This window comes from Psychrobacter sp. AOP30-A2-5 (assembly GCF_052378115.1).
GTDB lineage: Bacteria > Pseudomonadota > Gammaproteobacteria > Pseudomonadales > Moraxellaceae > Psychrobacter.
In genome coordinates this window covers 1-21,105 of sequence record NZ_JBQSXK010000018.1, presented here as the reverse complement: position 1 = coordinate 21,105, position 21,105 = coordinate 1, and the positions used below count along the sequence as shown (strand labels likewise).

11 protein-coding genes and 2 pseudogenes are annotated in these 21,105 nt (G+C 40.7%); 1 reads left to right on the top strand and 12 read right to left on the bottom strand.

Annotated features, from left to right (window positions below; translation table 11 throughout):
* Positions 1–57: 57 nt before the first annotated feature.
* The 12 genes and pseudogenes from ACT3S4_RS11630 to sdhC form a co-directional block, all read right to left on the bottom strand.
* The gene (locus tag ACT3S4_RS11630) at positions 58–3,483 is read right to left on the bottom strand and encodes an HAD family hydrolase (RefSeq protein ID WP_444761103.1); all 3,426 of its coding nucleotides are present in this window, start codon (positions 3,481–3,483) and stop codon (positions 58–60) included.
* Between the two features lie 125 nt (positions 3,484–3,608).
* Positions 3,609–3,755 (bottom strand): annotated as a pseudogene (locus tag ACT3S4_RS11625) (NAD-dependent epimerase/dehydratase family protein); the annotation flags it as partial.
* Positions 3,756–3,847: 92 nt separating this feature from the next.
* The gene (gene sucD / locus ACT3S4_RS11620; RefSeq protein ID WP_444761102.1) at positions 3,848–4,723 is read right to left on the bottom strand and encodes a succinate--CoA ligase subunit alpha; all 876 of its coding nucleotides are present in this window, start codon (positions 4,721–4,723) and stop codon (positions 3,848–3,850) included.
* A gap of 149 nt (positions 4,724–4,872) precedes the next feature.
* Positions 4,873–6,039, bottom strand: a complete 1,167-nt coding sequence (gene sucC, locus ACT3S4_RS11615; protein WP_444761101.1) for an ADP-forming succinate--CoA ligase subunit beta — start codon at positions 6,037–6,039, stop codon at positions 4,873–4,875.
* A 155-nt stretch (positions 6,040–6,194) separates the two neighbouring features.
* The gene (gene lpdA, locus ACT3S4_RS11610) at positions 6,195–7,649 is read right to left on the bottom strand and encodes a dihydrolipoyl dehydrogenase (protein WP_444761100.1); all 1,455 of its coding nucleotides are present in this window, start codon (positions 7,647–7,649) and stop codon (positions 6,195–6,197) included.
* A gap of 222 nt (positions 7,650–7,871) precedes the next feature.
* A complete protein-coding gene (gene odhB / locus ACT3S4_RS11605; RefSeq protein WP_444761099.1) occupies positions 7,872–9,113 on the bottom strand; it encodes a 2-oxoglutarate dehydrogenase complex dihydrolipoyllysine-residue succinyltransferase in 1,242 nt (413 codons plus the stop codon).
* Positions 9,114–9,267: 154 nt separating this feature from the next.
* The gene (locus ACT3S4_RS11600) at positions 9,268–12,150 is read right to left on the bottom strand and encodes a 2-oxoglutarate dehydrogenase E1 component (protein ID WP_444761098.1); all 2,883 of its coding nucleotides are present in this window, start codon (positions 12,148–12,150) and stop codon (positions 9,268–9,270) included.
* Positions 12,151–12,912: 762 nt separating this feature from the next.
* Positions 12,913–14,161 (bottom strand): annotated as a pseudogene (locus tag ACT3S4_RS11595) (RNA-guided endonuclease InsQ/TnpB family protein).
* Between the two features lie 508 nt (positions 14,162–14,669).
* Entirely contained in the window at positions 14,670–15,380 is a 711-nt protein-coding gene (locus ACT3S4_RS11590) for a succinate dehydrogenase iron-sulfur subunit (protein WP_055123743.1), read from the bottom strand.
* Positions 15,381–15,591: 211 nt separating this feature from the next.
* Positions 15,592–17,442 (bottom strand): succinate dehydrogenase flavoprotein subunit, encoded by a 1,851-nt coding sequence (gene sdhA / locus ACT3S4_RS11585; RefSeq protein WP_198330630.1) that lies wholly within the window; start codon positions 17,440–17,442, stop codon positions 15,592–15,594.
* A 478-nt stretch (positions 17,443–17,920) separates the two neighbouring features.
* Positions 17,921–18,307 (bottom strand): succinate dehydrogenase, hydrophobic membrane anchor protein, encoded by a 387-nt coding sequence (sdhD, locus tag ACT3S4_RS11580; protein ID WP_227500963.1) that lies wholly within the window; start codon positions 18,305–18,307, stop codon positions 17,921–17,923.
* 20 nt (positions 18,308–18,327) lie between these two features.
* The gene (gene sdhC / locus ACT3S4_RS11575) at positions 18,328–18,714 is read right to left on the bottom strand and encodes a succinate dehydrogenase, cytochrome b556 subunit (protein WP_444761097.1); all 387 of its coding nucleotides are present in this window, start codon (positions 18,712–18,714) and stop codon (positions 18,328–18,330) included.
* A 1,029-nt stretch (positions 18,715–19,743) separates the two neighbouring features.
* Between sdhC and gltA the strand changes: the two genes are divergently transcribed.
* Positions 19,744–21,024, top strand: a complete 1,281-nt coding sequence (gene gltA, locus ACT3S4_RS11570) for a citrate synthase (protein WP_055123667.1) — start codon at positions 19,744–19,746, stop codon at positions 21,022–21,024.
* Positions 21,025–21,105: the final 81 nt, after the last annotated feature.

The window sequence follows — 21,105 nt, the reverse complement described above, 5'->3', positions numbered from 1 at the left end:
AGGATTATCAGGACGCTAAATATTAAAATATTACTACACAGGATGAAGAAAGCTTACTTATTTACTCCCAAAAACCTTCCAATAAAAATCAGCAAGTGGTTTTTGCGAGTCTCTAAAAAAACTTTCTCTATCTTTTAGGTATTTGTTGTACTTTTTATCCCCAGCTGTTTTTTTGAGAACTTTATTTTCTATGCTTTTTAGTCGCGCTATACCTCTATTAGTTTTATTCAGAGGAAACTCTGTAAGGCTAAGATTGTTCTTAATGACTTTATTCTTATTTACTGCATTTATATAGTCTTTAATGACGTTTTGACCTTGTAGCCATACTCCATTCACTTTATCGATCTGGTTTTCCATTGGTAGAATTACTTTACCTCCTCCTGAACCATAAGCGTCCTCGAAAACGATACCGCATAATATTGCAGCATCTCTATAGCTTGGTTGGTGAAAATACTTCTGTAAAGTTCTTAATGATTTATTAGACTCTATATCAATATCTTTCAATTTATATTTAAATATCCTAGTGAATTCGTCAATAAAATCTAAAGCAGAATTTTGAATCGAGTTTATTAAAACAACTCTTTTGCTTTCACCTTCTAGCTTCTGCATATAAATCGCTTCTAAATCGCCAGTTATTGAACTTGTAAATTTAATGAAGCTCGTATCTGAAGCGCTAAATAAGGTTTCATACAAAGGTACATGTCGACAAAATGGATGAAATGTATCATGCCTATCTACAAACTCTGCCAAATACGCAGATGAACCTAATCCATTTTCTTTTAGTCTAGTCCGAGCTTGTCTGAACGTCATCAAATAATATCCTCCGATATTATTTTGACCAGTTAACTTGGCTAGTGATTCCTGCATAGTGCCTGCATAACCTATATCGACTATAGCTTTCACTCTATTACTATTAAATCCTGAAAGTTCAAGATATCTATTATATAATTCTCTCTCTTCAAAAGAGTTATTAAATATCAATTTAGACAAATCTCTCATGAGTTCTTTCAGTAATAATTGATCATTATGACTAACTGTACTATCCAAAGTTAAACCATAACTTGATAAGATTTCCTCGTTGATCATTGAACTCTTTAGTCCAAACCTATGATCTAGAAGTATACCTAATTTGGTTTTTTGAAAATCCACTTCAAGTAAATCGTAAATCCCCTCTAAACTATCAATCTTTGCGACATTTACAGCTCTTCTAGAGCATAATAAATAATGAGATCTAGGTGCATCTTTGTAAAATGAAGACATAATATCATATGCTGATTTCATTACTTTACCATCTCTAGATAAGAAATATAAATCTTCTACCTTGTCTACAATAGCAGTTTCTATAAGCCATTTAGTATATCCTAATAGGAGAGGTCCAAATCCACTATAACCTAAAAGCGCTGCATTCCCATTGAAAAAAGTTTTTCGATGATGGGTATTATAGGGGTTTCCATAGTACTTTTCAGCAATCAAAGATAGAACACTATTCCAGTCATTGCTATGCCGCTGACTATCTCGTTCCCAAACGCTTTTATAAAAATCACTTTGTTCAAATTTTTCAAACGCCTTAGGGAGGTGAAACGGTTTAATACCTTTCTCTTTTGCTTTTATTACATCAGCTTTTAAGTTATCCCCAACGTGCAGAATGCTTTTATCTTGATAATCATTTAAAACAAAATCAAACAACTTTCCACTATGTTTTTTCTCTTTATACTCAGATGACAAATAAAGCTTATCGTAAACATTAATTCCATTTTTACTTAAAAGTATTTCGATAAAATCTTTAGTCAAATACATATCAGAAATTAGTATAATCTTCTTATTTAAAGCTAACGCTTCACAATATGCTAAATATCCAGAGCTTCTAAATCTTATAAGCTCTAGTTCATAATCCATCTCTAAGGCCATTATCTTTTCAGCCAACTCAATACGTATACCACTTAGCTCGGTAAACCATCCATATATTTCTGCTAGAGTTGTCTCACCTTCACTTCTTTCAATTGATTTTTCAAAAGCTATTTTTTCAGCCTGTTGCCTTAGAAGCTTATAACTGAACTTATGCTCACCTACTATTTCCATTACCTCTTTTTGCATAAAATCAAAGAGATCAGAGGGCTTTTTGAAAGGCCGACATAATAATGTATCAAATATATCGAAAGATATAATTTCATGTTTTTTAATCTGAACTGAAAGTTCTTTAGTATGCTCTTCTACTTGAAACAAGCTACTTATGTTAGATTTATTAAAACCTTTCATAAGTGCATCAATACGGGAGTTTTTGACTAAATAACTGTTTACATCTATCTCTCCCTCGTCTTTATTAATAATACCCGTCTGACTAAAACTCTTTATAAAATTTTCAAATAATTCGGGATCCTTTATTTCGGAATCGAGAAGATTCGTCTCTTTAATTAACTTTACTATCTTAGCATCCCTATTAAATTCTTTGCCAAGGTTCTGGATAAAGCTCTCTAAATTTAGATTCGTACATAGATTTGAAACATGGCTTTCTCCAATTGTTAGAAGAGGCTTTTCCCAAAGTGCTGCTTGATAGGCTAATGCACTTGAAATAACTATAGCGCCGTCTATCTCTGGTACTATGAACTGTGAAACATTCGGTATCAGTTCAAAGTCGCTTATATATATAAAATTAGAAAACTTTGACTCTAAAAAAGCTATATTCGATTGATTTAAAACTCCTGAAGATGTATCTAATGATTTGTAACTAGTTACCAATATCCCTATATCATCAGGAGTAGCTTCAAGAATTTTAACTAATAAATCAAATTGATTATTTGCATAACCAGAAATAACATTATCTACTGTAAAATAACCATCTACTTGCAATGGAAAAAGTATAACTTTATTGAACTGGCTTTTTATAATTTTTATAGACCTAGATATAGGAGATGTTACAGTTAGAATTGGTCTTAAATACTCTCTATATCGATCCAACGAAATACTTGATGTTGACAAAGGCTCTTCAGATAGTTCGGAACTACTTAATAACTTTGTATTAAATGTTATAAAGTTTGGATATGGTGGACGTGAAAACACTCCTGGATGACAATATAGAACTTTTACTTCAGGATATACACTCTTAAAGTACTCTACTTCTGATTCCCATGAAATAATTATATCAGGTACAAATCCATTTAAACTTTTCAAGATAAGCTCATAGAATTTATCTTTTTCCGAAAAATCTTTATTATTGTCTTGTAATGTAGATAACCTTTTATATTCCTCCTTACAATTAGTCCATTCAATCATCTCAACTGGAATAATACTATCGCTATCAATAAGCTCATTACTATCTTTTGCAGCTTTAATTACCACGTCACTAGCCAACAGGGAAGTATTATGCCCCATTAGTTTCAAAGATAATAACTGAGGATTAAGAGAGTTTCTAAGAGTCTTGTACCTAAATAACGGGTTATGACGATGTTCTAATGCTGGTTCAAGAAAAAAAAGTATATTTAACATAGTGCTTCCCTAATCGAAACAAAGTTATTGGATTGAAAGTATATATTCTCTCATGACAAATTCATTTTACATAGTTTAACAGTCATAGCATGCCCTATTAAACCATTTTCAATAAGCTATCTAGGAAGAGTAGAAATACGGTTGATCGCTTCACGGCTACTATTGGATAGGTTATCGTATACAACAATATCATAGCCTGCTTCATGCAATGCTATACAAGTATGAGAACCAATATATCCAGCACCGCCAGTAACTAATATTTTATTTTTCATAAAATTTTCAGGCATAAAAAAGACACCCCATTGTAGGGGTGTCTTATCAGTAATTCAATAGAGTTTCGGTAGTTAGCGGGCTTTTGCCTATCCTACCAACCAGTAACTTCTTTTAGCTTATCGCCAAGTTTAGATGGGTCACGTGTGTACGCGATACCAGCATCTTCAAACGCTTTGAATTTCTCTTCAGCAGTACCTTGACCACCAGAGATGATAGCGCCAGCATGGCCCATACGCTTGCCTTCTGGAGCAGTAACACCAGCGATATAACCAACGACTGGCTTAGTTACATGGTCTTTGATATAAGCAGCCGCTTCTTCTTCAGCAGTACCACCGATCTCACCGATTAGGATGATAGCTTCAGTTTGTGGATCAGCTTCGAACAGTTTCAATGCGTCAATTTGGTTCATACCAGGGATAGGATCACCACCGATACCGATACAAGTTGACTGACCAAAACCAAGCTTAGTGGTCTGAGCAACCGCTTCATAAGTCAATGTACCAGAGCGTGAGATGATACCCACTTTACCTGGCAAATGGATATGACCTGGCATGATACCAATTTTGCACTGACCTGGCGTGATAACACCTGGGCAGTTAGGACCAACCATGCGTACGCCTTCAGCTTCTTCGATATAACGTTTTGCTTTTAGCATGTCTAAAGTAGGCACGCCTTCAGTAATAACGATAATCAATTTAACACCAGCATCTACCGCTTCAACGATAGAATCTAGTACAAATGGTGCTGGTACATAGATAACAGACGCGTCAGCTTGAGTAGCTTCCATGGCCTCGCTCATCGTGTTGAATACTGGTAGGCCTAAATGCGTTTGACCGCCTTTACCTGGTGTTACGCCGCCGACGACTTTAGTACCGTATTCGATCGCTTGCTCAGAGTGGAACGTACCATTTTTACCAGTAAAACCTTGTACCAATACTTTGGTATCTTTATCGATTAATACACTCATTATTTATTCCTTGTATTCGGTTGTCTTGTGATAGCGACGCTTAACACCATTTTTATTCAATGTTAATGGTAAATTTTTATATAAGAGCAGCTATCACGCGTTGACTACTATGCTTTGGTATTTATTGCTAAATACCAATCATTAAAGACTTAAGCTTTAACCGCATCGACAATTTTTTGAGCGGCATCTGCTAGGCCTTGAGCTGTAGTCAGCTTAAGACCAGACTCTTCTAGAATTTGTAAGCCTTTTTCAGCATTATTACCTTCTAGACGTACAACCACAGGTACTTGTACATCGACTTCTTTAACAGCAGCGATAATCGCTTCTGCAATCATGTCACAACGTACGATACCACCGAAGATGTTGATTAGAACACCTTCAACGCTGCTGTCTTCAAGAATAATCTTGAACGCTTCAACAACGCGATCTTTAGTTGCACCGCCGCCAACGTCCAAGAAGTTAGCAGGCTTGCCGCCATACAATTTGATGATGTCCATCGTTGCCATTGCAAGACCAGCACCGTTAACCATACAACCGATGTTACCTTCTAGGGCAACATAGTTTAGGTCAAACTCAGCAGCTTTAAGCTCACGCTCGTTTTCTTGCGTTTTGTCTTGTAGTGCTGCAATTTTAGGCAGACGATATAGGGCGTTTGAATCGATACCAATTTTGCCATCAACACAAACGATTTCGCCATTTTCACGAACGGCTAATGGGTTAATTTCCATTAGCGCAAAGTCGTTTTCAACAAATGCTTTATAAGCACCAGTCATCAATTTAACGAACTGGTTGATTTGCTTGCCTTCTAGACCAAGTTTGAACGCAACATCGCGCGCTTGGAAAGGCATTAGACCAACTAAAGGATCAACATGTACTTTAAAGATTTTTTCTGGTGTCTCGTTTGCGACTTCTTCGATATCAACGCCGCCTTCAGTTGATGCCATGAAAGTCACACGACGAGTCGCACGATCAACGACTGCACCAAGATATAGCTCAGTTTGTACTGGATACATATCTTCTGCAACCAATACGAAGTTAACTGGTTGGCCATCAGCGTCAGTTTGGAAAGTAACCAAATTGGTACCGATAAGCTCTTCAGTTACTTGCTTAGCTTCTTCACGAGTTTTAACCAGCTTTACGCCACCCGCTTTACCGCGACCACCAGCATGTACTTGCGCTTTAATAACCGCAATGTCTGTTGGCGTTTTATCAAAAGCAGCAGCAGCTTCGTCGCCGTTATAGGCAATAATGCCTTCTTGAATCGGCAAACCATAGCTTTTTAATAGCTCTTTTGCTTGATACTCATGTAAATTCATTGATTGTATCCTTTATTTTTTACAATTAATAAAAAGTGAAAAAAGTGCGCGTATATACATATTAGACAGGCATATGGCGCACTCATGACCGTGGTGGAAGCCATAGCAACCCCACCGCGATCAGGTTATAAGTTGGTACTGATCAAAATAACGACTTATTTCTTACGCTTTTTACGCTGAATGGCGTGAATAGCACGGCCATCAGCAGACAGAGCAGCTTCATGCACGGCTTCTGAAATGGTTGGATGAGCAAAAGTCATCAATTGCAAATCTTCGATACTAGAGACAAATTCCATCGCAATCATACCTTGATGGACGATATCACCAGCACCAGCAGAGATAGCATGCATACCTAATAGGCGATCTGTTTTAGCATCAGCCACGACTTTAATAGAGCCTTCTGCTTCGCTTTGAGCCAATGCACGACCGTTCGCTGCTAGGTTGAATGAACCTGTTTTGACCTCAAAACCAGCGGCTTCAGCTTCTTGCTCAGTCAAACCAACCCATGCGATTTCTGGATGGGTATAGATGACGTTGATGATCGTGTCATAATTAACTTGGGCTTTTTCGCCATGAATACGCTCAACAGCCATCATGCCTTCTTCCATCGCTTTATGCGCAAGCATTGGACCGCGAACCAAATCACCGATGGCATAAACACCATCAAGATTGGTTTTACATTGATCATTCACATCAATAAGACCGCGTTCAGTCAACTGAATACCGCTGTCATCACCAAGTAATTTTTCAGAGTAAGCACGGCGACCGACACAAACGATGAGTTTATCAAAGCTTTCTTCAGATGACTCGCCTTTGCTTTCGCTAGTAACGACAACTTGATCACCTTGTACTTCAGCATTGGTAACTTTGGTATCAACACGGATATCAAGACCTTGCTTCTTCAGTATTTTGCCCGCTTCTTTAGCGATGTCTTTATCAGCGGCAGCTAAGAAACTTGGCAATGCTTCATAAACAACTACTTCACTACCTAGACGACGCCATACTGAACCAAGCTCAAGACCGATAACACCCGCACCAATAACGCCTAAACGTTTAGGCACTTCGGTGAAATCAAGGGCGCCAGTAGAGTCAACGATACGATCGCCATCAGTTTTAGCAACGGGGATATCGATCGGCACAGAACCTGCCGCAAGAATCACGTTCTTAGCTGTGATGGTCGTTTCTGCTTCATCTGCAAGGGCGGTAAACTTAACTTTTTTATCAGCGCCTTTGCCGTCAACCAACGTACCCCAGCCTTGTAGCCAGTCAACGCCATTGCCTTTTAATAGTGCAGCAACGCCACCCGTCAATTGCTTAACGATGCCTTCTTTACGCGCAATCATTTGCTCGACATCGATAGCAACATCACCGGTGCTGATACCATGTTCAGCAAGGTCATGCTTAGTCGCTTCATAACGATGTGAGCTATCAAGTAACGCTTTTGATGGGATGCAACCTACGTTCAAGCAAGTGCCGCCAAGTGCTGGCTCGCCTTTATAAACACGCTTTTCGATACAAGCAACGCTCATACCTAACTGACCTGCACGGATAGCGGCTTCATAACCACCAGGACCGCCGCCGATGACGACTAAATCATAATTGTCTTTCATAGTACGTTCCTATTTCTAATTATCGTTCTAATTGTAAGTATCATTCAAACTGAGGATTATCTCATTAATATATAAGCATATTTTTGACTCAACATGATTCTACTTTATGGTAAATACACCACATCAGCGAAGCATTCTTATATATTAATAAACAACTAGTACCACTATTTAGACTAAAGTTAAAAAGCTTGTATCAGCGGTTGCCAATACAAGCTTAAAAGCTTACAGGTCTAATAGCAACATGGCTGGATCTTCAACCAATTCTTTAATGGTAACTAAGAACTGTACCGCTTCTTTACCATCAATCATACGATGGTCATAAGAGAGGGCAAGATACATCATTGGCAAGATTTCAACTTTACCATCAACTGCCATTGGGCGGTCGTTGATAGCGTGCATGCCTAGGATAGCCGTTTGTGGTGGGTTCAAAATAGGCGTTGACATCAATGAACCAAATACGCCACCATTTGAAATCGTGAAAGTACCGCCAGTCATGTCGTCTAGGCCAAGTTTACCTTTTTGAGCCAAACCACCAAGCTCACGAATACGGCTTTCAACATCCGCCATGCTCATGCGATCGGTATCACGCAATACTGGAACAACCAGACCACGATCAGATGATACAGCAACGCCGATATCGTAGAAACCATGATAAACAATGTCATCACCGTCTAGTGACGCGTTTACGGCTGGGAAGCGTTTAAGTGCTTCGGTTGCCGCTTTCACGAACAATGACATGAAGCCTAAACGTACGCCATGACGCTTCTCAAACTGGTCTTTATACTTAGCACGCATGTCCATCAACGGCTTCATATTAACTTCGTTGAACGTCGTCAACATCGCTGTTTCTTGAGAAGCTGCTAACAAACGATTTGCAACTGTCTTACGAAGACGTGTCATTGGCACGCGTTTTTCAGTACGCTCACCCATTGATTCAGCCACTGGACGGCCGCTGTCAGACTTGATGCTGCTATCTGCTTTCAATGTTGGGTTAGCCATATCCGTTTTGGTCACACGACCGCCGCGACCACTACCTTCCACTTCTTTAGGATCTACGCCAGACTCTTTTGCTGCTTTACGAACTGCTGGGCTTTGATCTTTATGATCCGCTTCGTCTTTTTTATCTGTTGCTTGTACTGGCGCGCCACCATCTGCGGCTTGCTTCGCTTGTACTGGCGCTGCTGGTTGATCTGGATCTACCGCAGGAGCACTATCTGCACTGGCGCTAGCACCGGCTTCGAATTGACCGATGACTTCGTCAGACAACACGGTATCATCAACCTGTTTAACAATTTTGGTCACAACACCGTCGTCAGGCGCCACAACTTCTAATACGACTTTATCAGTTTCGATTTCAGCTAATAAGTCATCACGACTCACTTGTTGACCTTCAGTGACATGCCACTCAACGATAGTACCGTCGGCAACTGATTCTGGAAAAACGGGGGCTTTGATATCAGCCATCGATATACTCCTTAGATTTGGATATTTATATATTGTTAAGTCGTGATAAACAGTCAGTACTGCATTAGATAATATTACCTAAATTGTATTAAATTATACTGACTGTTATCGCCTGATTCATTTATCTTCTATAGTCTTCTGATTAAACAATCTGTTACTTAGCCAACTCATCGACACTGACACCAAGACCACCAGCTATTAACGCTTGCTGCTGCTGAGCATGCAGTTTTGGTGAACCTGTTGCAGGTGCTGCACTCGCAGGACGTGCCACTGGTTCCATGACTTTCGCCTTGGTTGGGTGTGGTACGACGATACGGAACATATGCGGTGCTAAATAATACCAAGCGCCTTGGTTAAGCGGCTCTTCTTGCGTCCAGACGATCTCAGCCAAGTTGCTGTATTTTTCAATTTCAGCCATTAAACGCTGCTCTGGTAATGGATAGAGCTGTTCAATACGAACAATAGCAACATGCTCTAGACCTAAGGCACGGCGCTGCTCAAGCAAATCGTAATAAACCTTACCACCACAAAGCACCATACGAGTGACTTTGTCAGCGTTTTGATTGTCAATCTCTGGCAATACCGTCTCAAACTTACCATTCGCCAGCTCTTCAAGATTAGAAGTTGCCAACTTATGACGTAACAAGCTCTTCGGTGACATAACAATCAATGGCTTGCGAATTGGGCGAACCGCTTGACGACGTAGCGCATGATAGATCTGGGCAGGTGTCGTTGGCGTAATCACTTGCATATTGTCTTCAGCACATAGCTGTAAGAAACGTTCAAGACGTGCAGATGAATGCTCAGGACCTTGACCTTCAAAACCATGCGGTAACAACATAGTTAGACCACAAATGCGCTGCCACTTGGTTTCACCACTTGAGATAAACTGGTCAATCACCACCTGTGCGCCGTTGACGAAGTCACCAAACTGCGCTTCCCAAACGATCAAGGCATTTGGTACTGTCGTTGCATAACCATATTCGAATGCAAGTACCGCTTCTTCTGATAACAATGAGTTATAAGTAGCAAAGCGGGCTTGGGTTTCACTAATATGAGCCAATGGCACATACATGCTGCCATCATCCATATTGTAAATTTCGCTATGACGATGTGAGAAAGTACCACGACCAACATCTTCACCAGTAATACGTACCAATACTTCATCGTTATCGACTAGTGATGCGTATGCCAATGTTTCAGCTGCACCCCAGTTCAACGGCTCTTCGCCTGTTTGCATGGCTAAGCGCTGCTCAACCACTTTTTGTACTTGGCGTTGTAACTTATAGCCTTCGGGCATTTCCGCCATACGACGTCCATAACCTTTTAGAGTCTCGATGTCGACACTGGTATCCCAATCATCTACCAATTCGTGACCTAAATAAGGTTTCCAATCAACAAATAGCTGCTCGTTAGGTTCTTGAACCAGCGAGTTGGCAACGTAATCACCACGGTCTAAAGATTCACGATAGTCATCTTCATACTGTTTTTCTTCTTCAGCACTTAAGACGCCCTCAGCAATAAGCTTCTGTGCATAGATAGTACGAGTCGTTGGTAACTTCTTAATAACGGCATACATGAGTGGTTGAGTCGCTGATGGCTCATCGGCTTCATTGTGACCGTTACGGCGATAGCAGAACAGATCGATAATGATGTCTTTATCAAACTCATGACGATAATCTAATGCTAACTGTGCGGCAAATACCACCGACTCAGGATCATCACCGTTCACATGTAGAATAGGTGCATGTACCATTTTTGCAACGTCAGTACAGTATTCAGTCGAACGCACATCTTCTTGACGGCTCGTCGTGAAACCGACTTGGTTATTGATCACAATATGTACTGTACCACCAGTGCTATAAGCACGGGTTTGTGACATTTGGAACGTTTCTTGAACCACACCTTGACCAGCAAACGCCGCATCACCATGAATAACGATTGGCAATACTGAGTTACCATCAGTATGTTCCATTAAAGGCTCGTCATTACGGCGAACTTGACGTGCGCGTACAGAGCCTTGCAATACTGGCGCGACAATCTCAAGATGTGATGGGTTAAATGCTAAAGCCAAATGCGCTTCACCGCCTGGCGTCATCACGTTTGATGAAAAACCATTATGGTATTTAACGTCACCTGAGCCTTTTTCTGGCTGTACTTTACCATCAAACTCGTCGAACAAGTCCGCAGGGTTTTTACCTAAGATATTGACCAGTAGGTTTAGGCGACCACGGTGAGCCATACCAATGACCATCTCTTTAGTGCCATAGCCGCCTGCACGTTGGATGATTTCATTGATAGCAGGGATAAAGCTTTCGCCGCCCTCTAGTCCGAAACGCTTAACGCCCGTATATTTACGTGCTAAGTATTTTTCTAGACCTTCAGCTGCTGTTAGGCGCTCAAGAATAGATAAGCGCTTTTCTTTATCAAACTTGATGTAACCTAAGTTGGTTTCTAGATACTTTTCCATCCAGCGTTTTTCAGTACTGGTGGTAACGTGCATGTATTCAGTACCAATGTAACGGCAGTAAACACGTTCCATAATTTCGATGATTTCACGTAAAGGCGCTTCGTCTTTACCGATATTTAAATCATTGGTAGGAAATACGGTATCAAGATCAGCTTCTGAAAGATTATGATAAGCAAGGGTCAAATCTTCCACTTCTGCACGTGGATGTAGATTTAATGGATCAAGCTTGGCACGGCGATGACCACGGCGACGGTAAGCTGAAATTAGCTGTTGTACACCCATTTGTTTAGGGTTGGCACAGTCGGCTAAGCCTGCACTTTGATCAGGCGCTTGAGTGCTGGCTTTGTTGGCAGTTTGGTTGCGAGCAAGCAACAAAAACTGTTCCTTAATAGCGTTATGCTGTGCATCGTTTGGCGATTTGTATTGTTCAAAATACGTTTGCCAATCGGTATCAACGCTATCAGGATCGTTTAGGTACTGCTCATAAAGAGCTTCTATATAGCTGGCGTTGTCAGCAGCCAGTTCTGTATGTCCTAGGCTTGCGGCTTCTTTAGTTATACTATTCATAATAATCGTCTATTTGATAGATAAATGAATGGAATCGTGCTTATTATTGTGTAATCTGTTGTATGTGAGACATCTAAATACTTAATGCTATAAAAACTCAATCGTATTCTGTTCAGTACTGATTTATGAACCACACTTATTACTATAAAAGAAGTACGCTTATCTGTACTTTTGCTTATGACAGACAGTGATGCTAAATAGTGATAATAAGTGCCATTACAATACCTATATTAAAAATATAATTATTTGTGAACGTCCAGTTTTGTTATCTGACTCGTCTCACAACATTAATTTATATATACTGAAGTTAGTCATAACCAATTCATCAAAGATAAACGATCGATGAATTATTGACGCCTTCAGCTGGCCTATTATTTGGCTATCCTCGCTGGAACGTCTGGTTATTTCCAAGCTATCATTACTTTTTTTATGGCAAACATACGTTGCTGTATAGAGTAGCATGACAGCGTTTCGCGCCATAGTTTGTTTATTCAATACTAACTATTTAGGTAATGAATATCTACTATCATTTTGAGTGCATTATTCATTCTACTACTTGTTTTGAATACTTATTTATCATTAAGTTAAACATTAACGACTGATAATGGTTCGTCAAAACGACTAATTATTAAAATAATGCGCTATTCTAACATTTAACGTGGTGAATATCTCTGGCTGAATACTTTTTTCTAACACCAATTATTTGACATACTCCCGCCACTTTCGACAAGCTCAAGTGTGGGATTCTAAAAGAAAAAGCTCTTAGGTGACTTTCTCACGAAGGTCACAAGCTTTCTGTTTCATCGGGCGACCTTTACCGCGTCCTCCCTCCACAGACAAAACGGCATGTCCTACCGTAAGAATATTACGAGCTGCATTAACATCAGCATTCGCAATATAACCACATTCAACGCACTCAAATTTTGCTTGGGTGCGTCTATTTTCTTTGGCAACATGCTTGCACTCAAAACAGGTTTGGCTAGTAAATCTTGGGTTTACTAGCCAAACCCTGATCAAGAATTGATTTATTCAATCCTGATTTGGCTCTGACATTGCGACCTTTGTTTTCAAGCGTACCACTTGCTGATTTCGACATATTAGCTACTTTCAAATCCTCACAGACAATCATGGCGTGGTTTTTGCTGATGTCAGTGGTGATCTTATGCAAGTAGTCATGGCGAATATTGGCGATATGATGGTGAAGCTTTTGGATTTTACGGTTTTGCTTTTTCCAATTATTACTAAATAAGACCTTGCGGCTTAATTGGCGCTGTAGCCTTGCTATCTTGACTTGATTGGCTTTGAAGCTATTTTTGGGCTGAATAATATCAGCGTTTGAGGTAGTGATAAAATTAGTAATCCCTAAATCAATACCAATGGCGGTTTTGGACGGATGGGTCGGTGTTTCAACCTCACGCTCCGTACCGAAAGACACGTACCAATGGCCGGATTTCTTACTGATGGTGATATTCTTTATGACACCTATGATCTCTTGAGATTTTTTAAACTTCACCAAGCCAATACCATTCGGTAATTTGACGCGATTGCCCTTAACGCGGCAATATTTATCAAACTGAACCAAGCGGATTGAATCTCGACCATCTGATTTACGTTTAAAACGCGGCATGAGTGGGCGTAGTTGGATTTCAGTGCCGTCGGCAAGCTTGAGGCATTTAGTTTTTCTAGGTTTTCTGTTATTTTCTTTCAGCCTTGCATGAACTTTAGGGTCAAAAAAGCGCGACCAAGCAGAAGCGAGATCACGAACTTTCTGTTGTAAAGATACCGCATTGGAGCTTGTTTTTAAGAATGCAAAATCAGGATTGGCTTTAATATCCATGATTTTATTAACCAAATTCGTTGCATTAATAAACTCATTCTTAACAAACATCTCAAACGATATGGCCAGCATTTGATTCCAAACAAAGCGCGCAGAACCAACAAGGTTATTTAAGATAACCTCTTGCTCTACGTTAGGCTCAAGCCTAAACTTATACGCTTTACTGATTTTCATAACACCAATTCGTTTTCGTCTGACATGTTATCAATACTAAAGATTAACACGATTTATTTCAGTAACTAATCTGTATAAAAATATAAGGCGGTGTTCTAAAAAGTATGGTGACGAAAAAATTTAATACGAAGTCTATGCTAATTTCTCTGATTCCATAGAGCTTTCAAGGCTTCAAAATTGTTCAAATTTTAGTCAACATATTTTTTGACACACCACCGAATATAATAAATACTAAGCGACATTCCCCTCCGCCCTAATGTCGGGTGGAGTCCTATTTCGCTTTTTTGATAGATTGCTGACGTATATATCATGCCTTCTTACATACAACCAACGTATTGATAGCCCAGCCTTACCTTTAACCATGTCGAATAATCGTCTCTATAAGCCCTATCTGACACTGAAAGACAATCAAAGAATCTCAGATATATTGCTCATAAAAAACACCACCTAATGATTAGGTGGTGTCTTTCGTACGCTATCTGCAAAAAAACCAGACAATTATAAACGATTAACCTGCTTGGTCAATGAGCATATTACGTAAATGACCAATTGCTTTGGTTGGATTTAAACCTTTTGGACAAACTGATACACAGTTCATGATACCGCGGCAACGGAATAGGCTAAATGGATCATCTAAGCGCGCCAAACGTGCTTGCGTATCACCATCACGGCTATCAGCCACGAAGCGATAAGCATGCAGTAGTGCTGATGGACCTAAGAATTTATCAGGGTTCCACCAGAACGATGGGCAGCTGGTTGAACAGCATGCGCATAGAATACATTCGTACAAACCGTTTAGCTTTTCGCGTTGCTCAGGTGACTGCAAACGCTCAGTTGGCGGCGCTGGCTGGTCATTGATCAAGTACGGATGTACTTTCTCATATTGCTCATAGAATTGGTTCATATCAACAACCAAATCGCGAACAACAGGTAGACCTGGTAATGGACGAACCGTGACTTTTTCTGGCAGAGTGTTCATGTTAATGAGACACGCTAGGCCATTTTTGCCATTGATGTTCATGCCATCAGAGCCACAAATACCTTCACGGCAAGAGCGACGGAAGGTCAGTGTTTCGTCTTCCTTTTTCAGGCGTAATAACACGTCAAGCAACATACGATCTGAGTCTAGCAACTCAATCGTATACGTTTGCATGCGCGGCGCTGCGTCCAGATCAGGATCGTAGCGATAGATTTCGATGGTGCGAGTACCTCGGCTCATAATGCTAAACTCCACACGTAGGTGATGGCGGGCATACAAAGGTTGCAGCATATCAGCGCTATTGATTAGCCCATATTGACAGTAATTATCAAATATCAACTAATCATATTGTCACGCTGGCATGAGCATGTAGCTGGCGGTCACCTTTTAATAAATGAATAAAAAATAAAACGTTTACGCTGTTCGTATCGCTAAATTGCGCAGTCTAAAATTAGTAGACGCGAACTTTCGGTTCGATATAATCAACCGTTAGTGGTACCTTACGAACTGGCTTATAAATGATGCGATTGCCTTCAGAATACCATAAGGTATGCTTCATCCACTCGTGGTCATTACGGCCATTTGGTGCGTAATCATCATCTTCTGGACGGTCATAGTCAGACACACTATGAGCACCGCGGCTTTCGTGACGCATTGCCGCTGATACCATCGTCGCTTTGGCCACTTCATACAAGTTAGCCACTTCGAATGCTTCAATGCGCGCTGTGTTAAATACTTGTGATTTATCGGCTAAATGGATTTTTTCAATCTTGTCACCAAGCGCTAAAATCTTCTCAACGCCTTCGTCCATCATCGCTTGCGTACGGAACACACTCGCATGCGCTTGCATGGTCGCACGAATCTCGTCAGCCACGTCTTGGGCATTATAGCCTTCAGTCGACTGTTGCAGCTTGTCTAAACGACCGACCGTATAATCTAGCACGCGTGGATCTAAAGGCTTATAGTTATGATCGGCATGATGGAATTCATCAACGATATGCTTACCAGCAGCACGACCAAATACCAATAGATCAAGCAAAGAGTTGGTACCTAAGCGGTTGGCACCGTGAACACTGACACAAGCACATTCGCCGATAGCATAAAGACCTTTAACCACGTTGCCTTTTGCATATAGACCGTCTTCATCCGTACCTGCTTCTAGATCAGGCTTAATGACTTGACCATGAATAGTGGTTGGAATACCGCCCATCATATAGTGAATAGTTGGAATAACGGGAATTGGCTCTTTGGTGATATCAACGTTAGCGAAGTTTTTACCAATCTCAAATACCGATGGCAAACGCTTCATGATGGTTTCTACACCCAAATGGGTCATATCCATTACGATATGGTCAGAGTTTGGACCACAGCCGCGACCTTCTTTGATCTCTTGATCCATAGAACGAGAAACCAAATCACGTGGTGCCAAATCTTTCACGGTTGGCGCGTAACGCTCCATGAACGCTTCGCCATCTTTGTTACGTAAGATTGCGCCTTCACCGCGGCACCCTTCAGTTAACAATACGCCTGCACCATGAACGCCCGTTGGGTGGAACTGCCAAAACTCCATGTCTTGTAATGGAATACCAGCACGAACTGCCATGCCAATACCGTCACCAGTATTGATATAAGCGTTAGTAGAAGCAGCAAAGATACGACCTGCACCACCTGTCGCTAGGACAGTAATCGGTGATTGGAATACGGCAACCGTACCTGTCTCTTGCTCAAGCGCGATAACACCGTTGATATTACCCGCTTCGTCTTTAATCAAATCAAGCGCAATCCACTCGATAAAGAACTCAGTGCCTTGCTGCAAATTCTTCTGATATAACGTATGTAATAGCGCGTGACCCGTACGGTCAGCTGCAGCACACGCACGTTGTACGGCTTTTTCGCCATAGTTTGAGGTATGACCACCGAACGGACGCTGATAAATCGTGCCGTCTTCGTTACGGTCAAACGGCATGCCCATGTGCTCAAGCTCATAGACGACTTTAGGCGCTTCACGGCACATGTATTCAATCGCGTCTTGGTCACCCAACCAATCTGACCCTTTAACGGTGTCATAAAAGTGAAAATGCCAGTTATCGTTGCTCATGTTGCCCAAACTTGCGCCGATACCGCCCTGAGCCGCAACCGTGTGCGAACGGGTTGGGAATACTTTGGTCAAAACGGCAACTTTCATGCCTGCTTCTGCCAAATGTAGTGAAGCACGCATACCTGAGCCACCGCCACCAACGATGACTGCATCGTAGTTTAGCGTCTTAATATTACTAATGGTATTATCTTGTCTAGTTGCCATTACGGTTTTCCTAATGCCTATTAATGCTTAGAAGTAAATAAAAAGGCTGTCTCAAAATCATCCTATTGCTGGACAAAACACTTTATTGTCTTGCCACTATTTGCAATTATAAAAGTAGATGACGCTCACAACCTTTAACCACCTAATTTGCATATCTATCGTTATATTGGGTTCGTTCACTGACTAAACCATAGCGCACCTATTATATAAGTGACTGGCTAAGTCAATGATGTCCAACGCTATGATGGGCTATGACTATTTTTGGCTACTAACGGATGACTTTGACGTTTGCTAGTCACGTCCGTTATTTTTACAGATAAATCAAGTTACAGATAAATCAAGTTACAGATAAATAAATATTATCAATACATAGTCTGTTCAATATAATATGGATACAAGGAAGGCATGTCACCAGAACTACAAATAGTAGACTAAGCGAGCCTGACACCGTATCCAGATTATAGGGGATTGGCTATCGTTAAACAGCAACCACACCGAAACCAGTACCCCAAAAAATCATAATGCCCCAAAATAGAAACACTAAAATAGCGATAATCATCAATGACTGTAGCACTAAGCGTAGACCTGCTGCGCTTGAGCCCAATTTGCCCGTGGTAATATAGTCGGTGAACACGGTCCACATACCAACCCAAGCATGACCAGCTAGGGCAAGTACCGCCACCAAGCTAAATAGGCGCATAGGCAAACTGGTCATGAATGATGACCATTCAAGATAAGTAACATCGCCGTGCGTCAAAAAGAAGCCCAGCAGTACCACACTATAAACGGCTAAAACGACAGCGCTAATACGCTGGATAATCCAATCGCGTGAGCCTGAACCTGTCAGACCAGTCGCACTTTTGATTCCTGAATCATTTTTTATCATTAGAACATCACCCATACAAATGACGCGACAATTAGAATCGCTGCAATCACAAAACTAACCATAGACGCAGTGCGACCAGATTTTAGCTCTTCGTTCATGCCCATATTAGCGAATAAGTGCTTAATACCCATCACAAAGTGATAAGCAATCGCAGCAACAAATATCCATGCTAAGAAGCGCACAAGTACATTGTCAAATACGGTTGCAAAGCTCTCAGGCGAAGCCAATGAGTTCTGTAGTAACCACAGCATGACAGGAATCAATAAAAATAAAATAATGCCAGAGATACGATGCAAGATAGAGGCGATCGCAATCGGTGAGCGATTAACGCTAATCACTTGGCTTAAAGGCAGATCAATAGGTCGGTTGCTTTTCACAGCGGGCATCCTTTTTGCGGTTATACTCCTGTATCTGCTATCAACGCTTGATATCACTGATGTCGATTAAGCATTGAGCAACACACGAGACGAATAAAGTAAGGAAGAGCTAGCTGACTTCGTTTAGTTTGCGCTAAATATGAAGAAAGGATCGTGCGGTACAAGGTATTGATAAACTGTTTAATATCGCTCGTCAAATCGACAGGTCTATAAAACAACCCGTCTATTATACAACAAAGAAAATAAACATGAGTAAGATCGATTAACTAGTCTATTTTTACTGGTCATATCAATAAAAACAACGCTACTCCGTCATCGATATCAATACAGCCCTTTTACTAATGACTTAAAAATAGAACAGTTAACAAAAGCATTCAAACCATGGATTACAGATATTGTTTATCAAAACGCTGGTGCGTCGTTGCTCTGGTGCTACTCAGCCATAACCGAGTATGAATAGAAAAACGACACTACATCATGACCACTTATCAATTCGCACAAAGCGAGTGCCAGTTAAGTTCCTACAATTATAAAATGACTGGGCGATAATTACAAATTTATCCCCTAAGTAGTAAAAGGCAAACGCTGGGTTAACAAATAAATAGACAGTGGTCATACGTATTTGCCAAAATTACTCAATTTTGAGGAGATTTATGCCAAACTCAATTCGTCTACTACGCATACTCTGTCTGTTTTTAACCCGAATATTAATAAAACCTGCTACATTATTATCGTAAAATTCTTTAAGAATTATGCGGATAATGTAGCTGTACTTACTGTCATAAAAACAAGCTTTCTAAGCAAAATAACCAATCAGACATATTTTGATACAAAAATTACAGTGAATAAACACGACTAAACCGTGCCAATTGGTGCTATTGATGGTAAAAGTCTTTTCAAATCATAAGTAATTACTGCTAATATACCCTGCGTATTAAATGAGTTAAATGCATTTTTATGATTTGACTAACGATAGACCGAGGGTATGCGTCTGTCGTAATTTTATTCTAACAAGCTAAAACCAATGGAGAGCAATTTATGGCTGACACTAATGCCAAACTAACCGTCAATGGTAAAGAATACGAGTTTCCTATTATCGAAGGTACTTTAGGGCGTCCAGTTCTAGATATTGCTGCTCTACAAGAATCAGGATTTTGGTCTTATGACCCTGGTTTTAAAGTAACCGCTCCTGTTGAATCAAAGATTACTTATATTGATGGCGGTAAAGGTGAGCTACTACACCGCGGCTACCCTATCGATCAATTGGCAAACAATGCTGAATATTTAGAAGTGGCTTATGCCTTGATTCATGGCGACTTGCCGAACGCTGAGCAAAAAGCAGATTTCTTTGAAAAAATCCGTAAGCATACGGGTGTTCATGATCAGTTGCGCAAGTTCTTTGAAGGCTTCCGCCGTGACGCACATCCAATGGCCATTATGGTTGGTGTCGTTGGTGCTTTATCCGCGTTTTATCATGAAGCATTAGACGTCAGTAACGAAGAGCATCGTGAAATCACGGCTATCCGTCTAATCGCTAAAATGCCAACGCTTGCTGCGATGAGTTATAAATACTCGCAAGGCGAACCGTTCATGTACCCACGCAATGACTTTAGCTATGCTGAAAACTTCTTATACATGATGTTTGCCACGCCTGCTGATGTTGATTACCAAACCAATGACGTCATCACTCGCGCCATGGACAAAATCTTTACTTTGCATGCTGACCACGAGCAAAACGCGTCAACGTCTACGGTACGTCTAGCTGGTTCTACTGGCGCAAACCCTTATGCGTGTATCGCTGCTGGTATCGCCGCCCTTTGGGGACCATCACATGGCGGCGCGAACGAAGCTGTGCTTGAGATGTTAGATGAGATCGGTTCAGTTGAAAATGTGCCTGAATTCATGGAAAAAGTGAAGAGCCGTGAAGTGAAACTGATGGGCTTTGGTCATCGCGTTTATAAAAACTTTGATCCACGCGCACAAGTAATGAAAGAAACTTGTGACGAAGTATTAGGCGCATTGGGCATCAATGATCCTAAGCTTGAGCTTGCCATGGCACTTGAGAAAATCGCTTTAGAAGACCCGTTCTTCGTTGAGCGTAACTTGTATCCAAACGTTGATTTTTACTCGGGCATTATCCTTAAAGCCATCGGTATCCCAACGTCAATGTTTACCGTTATCTTCTCATTGGCTCGTACTTCTGGTTGGATCAGCCATTGGTTAGAGATGCACAGCACACCGTTCAAAATCGGTCGTCCACGTCAGTTATACACGGGTGAAACGCATCGCGACTTCGTTAAAGTTGAAGACCGTAAATAGTCACTTATATTTTAGTTTTTAGAACCATAAAAAATCCCGCCATCGTGCGGGATTTTTTATGGTTCTTGTTTTATCATCAAA

Bases quoted from the DNA above. Each gene is read 5' to 3' on its own strand.
- ACT3S4_RS11630 (WP_444761103.1), bottom strand. From the start codon at position 3,483: ATGTTAAATATACTTTTTTTTCTTGAACCAGCATTAGAACATCGTCAT.
- sucD (WP_444761102.1), bottom strand. From the start codon at position 4,723: ATGAGTGTATTAATCGATAAAGATACCAAAGTATTGGTACAAGGTTTT.
- sucC (WP_444761101.1), bottom strand. From the start codon at position 6,039: ATGAATTTACATGAGTATCAAGCAAAAGAGCTATTAAAAAGCTATGGT.
- lpdA (WP_444761100.1), bottom strand. From the start codon at position 7,649: ATGAAAGACAATTATGATTTAGTCGTCATCGGCGGCGGTCCTGGTGGT.
- odhB (WP_444761099.1), bottom strand. From the start codon at position 9,113: ATGGCTGATATCAAAGCCCCCGTTTTTCCAGAATCAGTTGCCGACGGT.
- ACT3S4_RS11600 (WP_444761098.1), bottom strand. From the start codon at position 12,150: ATGAATAGTATAACTAAAGAAGCCGCAAGCCTAGGACATACAGAACTG.
- ACT3S4_RS11590 (WP_055123743.1), bottom strand. From the start codon at position 15,380: ATGAGCCGAGGTACTCGCACCATCGAAATCTATCGCTACGATCCTGAT.
- sdhA (WP_198330630.1), bottom strand. From the start codon at position 17,442: ATGGCAACTAGACAAGATAATACCATTAGTAATATTAAGACGCTAAAC.
- sdhC (WP_444761097.1), bottom strand. From the start codon at position 18,714: ATGCCCGCTGTGAAAAGCAACCGACCTATTGATCTGCCTTTAAGCCAA.
- gltA (WP_055123667.1), top strand. From the start codon at position 19,744: ATGGCTGACACTAATGCCAAACTAACCGTCAATGGTAAAGAATACGAG.